This is a genomic window from Luoshenia tenuis (assembly GCF_014384745.1).
Lineage (GTDB): Bacteria > Bacillota > Clostridia > Christensenellales.
Map to the genome: position 1 here is coordinate 436,004 of NZ_JACRSO010000003.1, position 7,439 is coordinate 443,442.

General features: G+C 61.6%; 7 protein-coding genes. 5 read left to right on the forward strand and 2 right to left on the reverse strand.

The window, feature by feature from the left end; all coding sequences use genetic code 11:
* The first annotated feature begins 12 nt into the window (after window positions 1-12).
* The gene (locus tag H8699_RS09400; RefSeq protein WP_249285454.1) at window positions 13-444 is read left to right on the forward strand and encodes a GNAT family N-acetyltransferase; all 432 of its coding nucleotides are present in this window, start codon (window positions 13-15) and stop codon (window positions 442-444) included.
* 53 nt (window positions 445-497) lie between these two features.
* Here H8699_RS09400 and H8699_RS09405 read toward each other — a convergent pair whose 3' ends face one another.
* Together H8699_RS09405 and H8699_RS09410 are read right to left on the reverse strand one after the other, a co-directional pair.
* Window positions 498-1,685 (reverse strand): Gfo/Idh/MocA family protein, encoded by a 1,188-nt coding sequence (locus H8699_RS09405; protein ID WP_249285455.1) that lies wholly within the window; start codon window positions 1,683-1,685, stop codon window positions 498-500.
* Window positions 1,686-1,926: 241 nt separating this feature from the next.
* Window positions 1,927-2,778 (reverse strand): alpha/beta hydrolase, encoded by an 852-nt coding sequence (locus tag H8699_RS09410; protein ID WP_249285456.1) that lies wholly within the window; start codon window positions 2,776-2,778, stop codon window positions 1,927-1,929.
* A gap of 232 nt (window positions 2,779-3,010) precedes the next feature.
* Between H8699_RS09410 and H8699_RS09415 the strand changes: the two genes are divergently transcribed.
* The 4 genes from H8699_RS09415 (at window position 3,011) to H8699_RS09430 (ending at window position 7,270) form a co-directional block, all read left to right on the forward strand.
* Window positions 3,011-5,476 carry a transporter substrate-binding domain-containing diguanylate cyclase gene (locus tag H8699_RS09415; RefSeq protein WP_249285457.1) on the forward strand — a complete coding sequence of 822 codons (2,466 nt, stop codon included), beginning with the start codon at window positions 3,011-3,013 and terminating at the stop codon, window positions 5,474-5,476.
* Window positions 5,477-5,505: 29 nt separating this feature from the next.
* A complete protein-coding gene (locus tag H8699_RS09420; protein ID WP_249285458.1) occupies window positions 5,506-6,333 on the forward strand; it encodes an AraC family transcriptional regulator in 828 nt (275 codons plus the stop codon).
* A gap of 125 nt (window positions 6,334-6,458) precedes the next feature.
* A complete protein-coding gene (locus H8699_RS09425) occupies window positions 6,459-6,851 on the forward strand; it encodes a DUF134 domain-containing protein (RefSeq protein WP_249285459.1) in 393 nt (130 codons plus the stop codon).
* Window positions 6,848-7,270, forward strand: coding sequence for a NifB/NifX family molybdenum-iron cluster-binding protein (locus H8699_RS09430; protein ID WP_249285460.1), 423 nt, complete (start codon window positions 6,848-6,850; stop codon window positions 7,268-7,270). The genes H8699_RS09425 and H8699_RS09430 overlap by 4 nt, the downstream gene beginning before the upstream one ends.
* Window positions 7,271-7,439: the final 169 nt, after the last annotated feature.

The window sequence follows — 7,439 nt, forward strand, 5'->3', positions numbered from 1 at the left end:
GCCGCAGAGCGGGTGAGGATCAAAAGAGCCGGCGGGCAGGAGCTGGACGCGGTGATGCGCCTGTGGTTGGCAGGCAATGTGCAGGCGCATGGCTTTATTCCCGAGGCATATTGGCATGGGCATTTTGAGGAAGTGCGTAAGGCCGTCAGCCAAAGCCGGGTATATGTCGCCTATGCAGGCGGCGCGGCTATAGGCTTTATTGGGCTGGTGGATGGATACGTCGCGGGCCTTTTTGTGGATGAGCACAGCCGCGGCAGCGGCGTGGGCCGGCGGCTTTTGGCGCGTGCCAAGGCGGAAAACAGCGCGCTGACCCTACAGGTATACCGGCAAAACGCGGGTGCGGTGCGCTTTTACCGGCGGGAGGGCTTTGTTGTGGCCTCAGAGCAGTATGATGAGCAGACCGGCCAGCGCGAATATACGATGCGCTGGCAAAGAGAGAAATAAGGGACACAAAAAAAGGATGGCGTTTAAGCCATCCTTTTTGTAAAGCCGTATAATTAGTTGTCCAGGCAGGCCTCGGCAGCGGTGCCGTTTACATAACCGCTGGGCAGCGGAGCCGGCTGGGTGAAGGGGGTCTGCATGGTGTAGACCTTGCCATCTTCCTTGCAGCTCTCCATAATGCCGTGGACGATCTCCATGGCGTGCAGGCCCATCTCGGCGCTGCAGCGCGGGGCACGATTGTTGCGCAGGGCATAGGCCATATCCGCCACGCCGATGCCGCGGATAGAATCCTGCCACATGACCTCGGGGGCCGTGCCGGGCTCGTAGAACACCTTGTTCTTGTTCACATAGCCATGGGTGAGGGGCACCTCGTAGCGCTCCATCACGTTGTTGCGCATCAGGTACACCGGGCCGCCGTAGGTGTTCGGATCCGGGCAGATGATGCAGCCTTCGGTACCCCAGATCTCCAGGCGGGTGGTCTCGCCGATGCTCTCGGAGAGCACCGTCAGGTTGCCCAGCACGCCGTTTTCAAACTCCAGGGCGCCCTGGAGGATGTTGGGCTGGGGCAGATCGAACTTCTCTTTATACCGGGGCGAGCGCGGATTGCTGAAAGCCTTCTGCTCGCTGGACTTTTTGGCAAAGCCGTTGACGCGCTTGACCGGGCCCAGCAACGCGAGCAGGGCGTGCATGTAATAGCTGCCCATATCGAACATGACGCTGCCGCCGTACTGCATGACGAACGGGAGCGAATCCCCCTCGCCGGCGGGCTGATAGTTACGGGTGAGCACCGCCTGGGCGTTGACCGGCTGGCCGATCATCCCGGCGTCCAGCAGCTTGCGGCAGGTCTGCAGGCCGCCGCCCAGGAAGGTATCCGGGGCCATGCCCAGGTAGAGGCCCTTTTCCTTAGACAGATCGTAAAGCTTTTTGGCCTCCAGATATTCGCCCGCCATCATCTTCTCGCTCTGCACGTGCTTGCCGGCCTTGAGCGCCGCCTCAGTCACCTCAAAGTGGCTTAAGGGGTAGGTGGTGTTGACCACGATCTGGATCTCGGGATCGTTCAAGATCTCCTCATTGGTCATCTGGCGGATGCCGAACTGCTCGGCACGGGCCTTGCTGCGCTCGGGGATGATGTCCGAGCAGCCCACAACGTCCAGGATGCCAAAGGTGTTGACCATGGTGTTCAGGTAGGTGTAGCTGATTGCGCCCGAGCCGATCAGGGCGACTTTTACCGGTTTGATAGCCATAATCTTTCCTCCCTTAAATCTCTTGCCCGGCGCAAAACGCCGGGATTGTCCTTGCGTGTCCCCCTGTTTATAGCCGACTTCACCGTTTATAAACAGTCCAAGTAAACAATACCACATTCTGCCTGAAGGTGACAACAGTTTTTATGGGCTGGGGCACAATATTTTAGCGGGCGCGCGCCCGTTGCGGGCGGCACGCAAAAAGGGGCGGAATGATCCGCCCCTTTCAGCATTTAAAGGAACCTTAAAAGGGATTGCCCGCATCCCGGGAGTCAAAGCCGAAGAACTTGAGCGCCCGCTGGATGGTCAAATCCCAAAAGCGCCACTCGTGCTGGTAGCCGGGGATCTCCTCAAAGGTGGCGTCTAGGCCGATTTCCTCGGCATAGGCGCGGAACTCCTTAAAGTTCTCATAGAGCATATCGTCCGTGCCGATGGCGAAGTACAGCCGGGGCAGCACGCCCTTTGCAATCTGCTCGGGCAGCTTATCCCAGGCGTTGCGGGGGCTGTCAAGATAGGCCTGCTCCCCGCCCAGGGAGGCAATGCGGTTTTGGATGCGCTTTAGATCCATGGCGCCGAAGCCCTCGGGTGCCTGGCCCGCGCGCACCCGCTCGATCTCCTTATGCAGGTTGCGCGGCGAGTTGGAAAGTATCGCCGCCGCGGCAAATTTCTCCGGATAGAAGGCGGCGAACTGCCCCGTGCCGCCCCCGCCCATGGAGAGGCCGGCGATAAAGTTGTCCTCCCGCTTGTCCGAGGCCGGGAACCAGTTGTAGATCAGCGGCATCAATTCTTTGATGAGGTAATCCTCCATAAAAAAGCCGGTGCCGAAGGTGGGCCAGTTGATATAATCGCTGTTCATCGCGCTGGGCATGACCACGATCAGGTCGTTCTCGCAGGCGTACAGCTCGATCATGCTCTTTCGCAGCCAATCGCTATGGTCCCCAAAGGTGCCGTGCAGCAGCCAAAGCACCGGGTACTTTTTGCCGCTGCCGTAAAAATCGGCTGGGGATTGTTCCCGCGGCTTGTCGGGAAGGATCACGCTGACCTCGTGGTTGACCATCAGGTACTGGCTTTCAAAATTCATGGTGACAAGTGCCATTTTTCTTTTCCCCCTTTAAAACTGCGTTTTGTGCAGGCTGCCTCTCTTAAACGCTGCAGGGCAGCTTTACACGGTGTTACTGATGAAGATAGAATACCATGTTTTAGGCGGTTTGTAAATCGTTTTAGCTCCCGCCCGGCGCGGAATAAATCAACTTGATTGGCGCGCGGCGCGCAAAACGTGTATAATGGAGCTATTACAAAAATGAATTGGATAAATTGGGGGTGGCGGCGTGAAAAAGGTCCTGGCACTGATCTTAGCGGCGCTGCTTTTTTGCTGCATGGCTGCCCCGGCTTTAGCACAGGCGCCGGGCGGGCGCGTGGTGCGGGTGGCTTATCCCATCCAGCCGGGGTTATCCGATAAGGATGAATTTGGCAAATACAGCGGCTATACTTACGAATATTTAGAGGAGCTGGCCCAGTATACCGGCTGGGATTACGAGTTTGTCGAGGTGGAGGGAAGCGCGGACGAAAGCCTGACGAAGCTGATGGAGATGGTGGAAAACGGCCAGGTCGACCTGATGGGGGGCATGCTTTACTCGGACGCGCTGGCCCAGCAGTACGATTATTCCAGCTACAGCTACGGCACGGTGGAAACGGTGCTGCAGGCGCCCTATGAGACCGCGCAGACGGCGCTGATCAACTCCCAGGCCAACCAACACATGCGCATCGCCGTGGTCAAGACCAGCGGGGCCAGGATAGGGGAGCTGGAGGAGTTTTGCAAGATCAACCTGGTGGAGCCGGAGTACGTGCTGTGCGCCGACGCGAATGAGCAGGTCGAAGCGGTGCGCCAGGGCCGGGCGGACGCGCTGCTCAACACCAGCCTGAACTATCTGGAAGGGGTGCGCACGGTGGCCCGGTTTGCGCAAAAGCCCTTTTACTTTATCACCACCAAGGGGCAGAGCACGGGGCTGATGGAGGAGCTAAGCGGCGCGATGCTGGCCATGGAGCAGGCCAACCCCCAGTTCAGCGCGGCGCTGTTTGAAAAGTACTTTGCCTCCACGGCCGGGGAGCTGGCCCTGAGCGAGGAGGAGCAGGCCTATGTGGCCCAGGCCGGCACGCTGCGGGTGGGCTACCTGCAAAACAAGGCGCCCTTTCAATACCAGGGGGAGGATGGGCAGGCCCGGGGCATCTCCATCGACCTGCTTACCCAGATCGCCAACAACACGGGGCTGCACTTCAGCTTTATCCCCGCTAAGGATATGGAGGCGCTGAGCAAATTGGTACAGGGCGGCCAGGTAGACCTGGTGGCCGGCATGACCTATAATTACGACGCCGCGCGGGCGCAGGGCCTTTCCATGACCCGCAGCTATCTTTCTGCCCAGTACATCATGCTGGTGCGCGAGGGCACGCAGGAGGCCAACCTGGCCCAAAGCCCGCTGGCCCTGCTGGAGTGGAGCCAGTATGAGGGCAGCGCGGATACCCCCATAAAGCGCTACCCCACGCAGGAGGCCTGCATCCGCGCGGTGTTGGACGGGCAGGCGGGCTATACCTATGTGGATACCTATACCGCCCAGTATTATATGAACCAGCCCGGCTACAGCGGGCTAAAATCCATCCCCCAGACCTATGAGGCGCGCAAGGTCTGCTTTGGGATGGCCAAGCCGGGCAGCAAAGAGCTGCTGAGCATCCTCAACAAGGCCGTGGCCGATATCCCGGAGCTGGATATGCAAAGCGTGATCTTCCAAAACACGGTGCAAAAGCAGCCGGTGACGCTGCTGACGCTGCTGGCGCAGTACCCGCTGGAATCGGTCTGCATCTTGGCCGGGGTGGCGCTGGTGGTGATCGGCCTACTGCTGGCGCTGCTGCGCCTGCGCGCCCGGGCCGGCCGGCGCACGGCGCTGGAGCTGAAAAGACATTACCAGGTGTACGCGCTGGTGAACGAGTATTTTTTTGAGTACGATTTTAAAAAGGACGAGGCCGTGATCTTTATCCCCTCCGAGGCGGGGGAGAACCGGCGGATGGTGCGCATGAACGCGAGCCAGGCCAGCCAGCCGGGCATGGAGGAAAGCCAGCGGCTGTTCCGCCAGACGATCACCTCCGGCCAAAACGGCGTGCAGGAGATCTACCTCAAGTGCCAGGATGGCCGCTACCACTGGCTGCGGCTGATTATCGAGACCGTGTACGATGGAGAACAGGCGGCCTACGCGCTGGGGCGCATCAACGTGATCGACTCGGAAAAGAGGGAGAAAGACGCCCTGGAACAAAAGGCCCAGCTGGATGGGCTGACGCGGCTATATAACGCGGAATACAGCCGCCTCTTCGTCCAGGAGGCGCTGGAGCGCGGGGAGATGGGGGCGCTGGTGCTGGTGGATATTGACCACTTTAAGCAGGTGAACGACCGTTGGGGCCACCCCCAGGGGGACGCGGCGCTGCAGCGGGTGGCCGCGCTTTTGAAGGAGAACTTCCGGGAGGGGGATATACTGGGCCGGCCCGGCGGGGATGAATTTTTGGCCTACCTGCCCGGGACGATAGGCCCCGAGGCGCTGGGGCAAAAGTGCGCGGCGCTGTGCCGGCGGGTCGAGGAGACCGTGCTGGAAAACGGCGGCCGCATCACCGTCAGCGTAGGCGCGGCCCTGGCCCTGCCGCAGGAGGGCTATGCCGCCCTTTACCGCCGGGCAGATCAGGCGCTGTATGCCGCCAAGGCGCAGGGGCGAAACGGCTGGACGGTGGCCCCTAGGGAAAAAGAGGCGACTTAAGGGACGCCGGATGGATAAGGAGGCTTGCTTTGGAGATACAGTTGGCGCCCATGCCGGTGGTTTGCCGTACGCTGGACGCGGGGGCGCTGGCCGCGCCCGGGATGGACAGCCATAAGGAGATGGAGGTGGACCTGGTGCTCTCCGGCGCGCTGGCGCTGGAGGCCGGGGAGGCGCTTTATACCCTGGGGGAAGGGGATATTCTGGTGCTGCCGCCCAACCTGCCCCACCGGGCGCACCCGGCAGGGGGGATGCTGGAATTGCAAAGCCTGACCTTTGACCCCGCGGCGCTGCGCAGCACGGGCGAGGTTACCCGCAAGTATATCGAACCCATCCTGGCAGGCAGGCTGTGCGCGCCGGGGCTGATCGCCCGGGACAGCTTTGCCGGGGCGCAGGTGGCCCGCAGCATGCAGGCGATATGCGAGGCCCTGGACGCCCGGGCCGCGGGGTGGGAGCTGGCGGTGAGCGGCGAGCTTTACTTTTTGCTTTATCACCTTTACCGCCTGGGCAAGGGGCTGCAGCCGCCCGCCCAGGACCCGGCCGCCGAGGGCGTGCGCCAGGTGCTGGATTATATCGCCCTGCACCTGGACGAGCCGCTGGGGGTCGAGCAGCTGGCCCGTATTTCGGGCTACAGCCCCTCGCACCTGATGCACGTCTTTGGGCGGATGATCCATACCCCCATCCGCCAGTACGTGCTGGCCATGCGGCTGAAAAAGGCCCGCCTGCTGCTGGAGGAGGGGCGCATGCCCGTGGCTCAGGTGGCCGCCCAGGTGGGTTTTGACAACCCCAGCTATTTTATCAAGGTATTTAAGCGGCGCTACGGGGTTACCCCGGCGGCGCTGCGGCGGATGGAGAAATAGTATTTGACATATGCCCGAAAAAGAGTATAATCTAAATAAAGGGCATATGCCAAAAACCTGCCGGGCGCGGCGGGTATGCGCGATGCCCCAAAAGACCGGTTATAAGAGGAAGGGACGCTTAAACGATGCCAAGACCCAGGAAGTGTAAGCGCGTGTGCGGCATGCCGCTGTGCAGCCGGTTTGGCCCGATGGACCGGGAGCCGGCCGGCCTTGTGGAGATGACGGTGGAGGAGTATGAGACCATCCGCCTGATGGATCTGGAAGGGCTGAGCCAGGAGGCGTGCGCGCAAAGCATGGGCGTGGCGCGCACCACCGCCCAGCGGCTGTATAACGATGCGCGGGCCAAGCTGGCGCGCTGCCTGGTGGAAGGCGTGGCGCTGGCCATCGCCGGGGGGGATTACCGCCTGTGCGATGGGGAGAGCGCGCCCTGCGCCCACAGACGGTGCCGCCGCCACGGCGGGTGCTGCCATGGACGCCCCTGCGCCCCGGCCGGGGAATGGGAGGAAGATAAAGGATGATGAAGATCGCGGTGGCCGCCCAGGGCGGCCAGGTCGCCGGCCATTTTGGCGGGTGTGAACAGTTTGAATTTTTTACGGTGGATGATAAGGGGCAGGTGACCCAGCACGAGGTGGTGCAAAACCCCGGCCATGACAATGCCAAAGGGCCGCTGCCGGCGTTGGTAGTAGGCCTGGGCGCCCAGGCGATCATCGCGGGCGGCATGGGCGCAGGCGCGCGGGAGAACTTTGAGGGCAGGGGATTGCAGGTGATTACCGGGGCCACGGGCCCGGCAGAAGACGCCGCGCTGGCGCTGGCCCGGGGCGAGCTGGCGGACGCGGGCAAGAGCTGCGCCGGCCACGAGCACGGCGGGCAGGGCGGCTGCGGCGGGCACCACCATCACCACGGCGAGGGGCATGTTTGCCGCTGCCGGCAGGGCTGACCGGCAACCGATGGATCAAAGGGCTGCGGAAGGAAGCTTCCGCGGCCTTTTTTGTAAAGAAAACCACGCGTTAGACGCGTGGTTCAAAAGAGCCTATGGCGATGAAGAAGAAAACTCCCTTTGCTAAAATAAAGTGTAGTCTGCCAAGTGCACAAAGAAAGCAAAGGGA

Coding starts and splice junctions, on each gene's coding strand:
- H8699_RS09405 (WP_249285455.1), bottom strand. CDS start 1,685: ATGGCTATCAAACCGGTAAAAGTCGCCCTGATCGGCTCGGGCGCAATC.
- H8699_RS09410 (WP_249285456.1), bottom strand. CDS start 2,778: ATGGCACTTGTCACCATGAATTTTGAAAGCCAGTACCTGATGGTCAAC.
- H8699_RS09425 (WP_249285459.1), top strand. CDS start 6,459: ATGCCAAGACCCAGGAAGTGTAAGCGCGTGTGCGGCATGCCGCTGTGC.
- H8699_RS09430 (WP_249285460.1), top strand. CDS start 6,848: ATGATGAAGATCGCGGTGGCCGCCCAGGGCGGCCAGGTCGCCGGCCAT.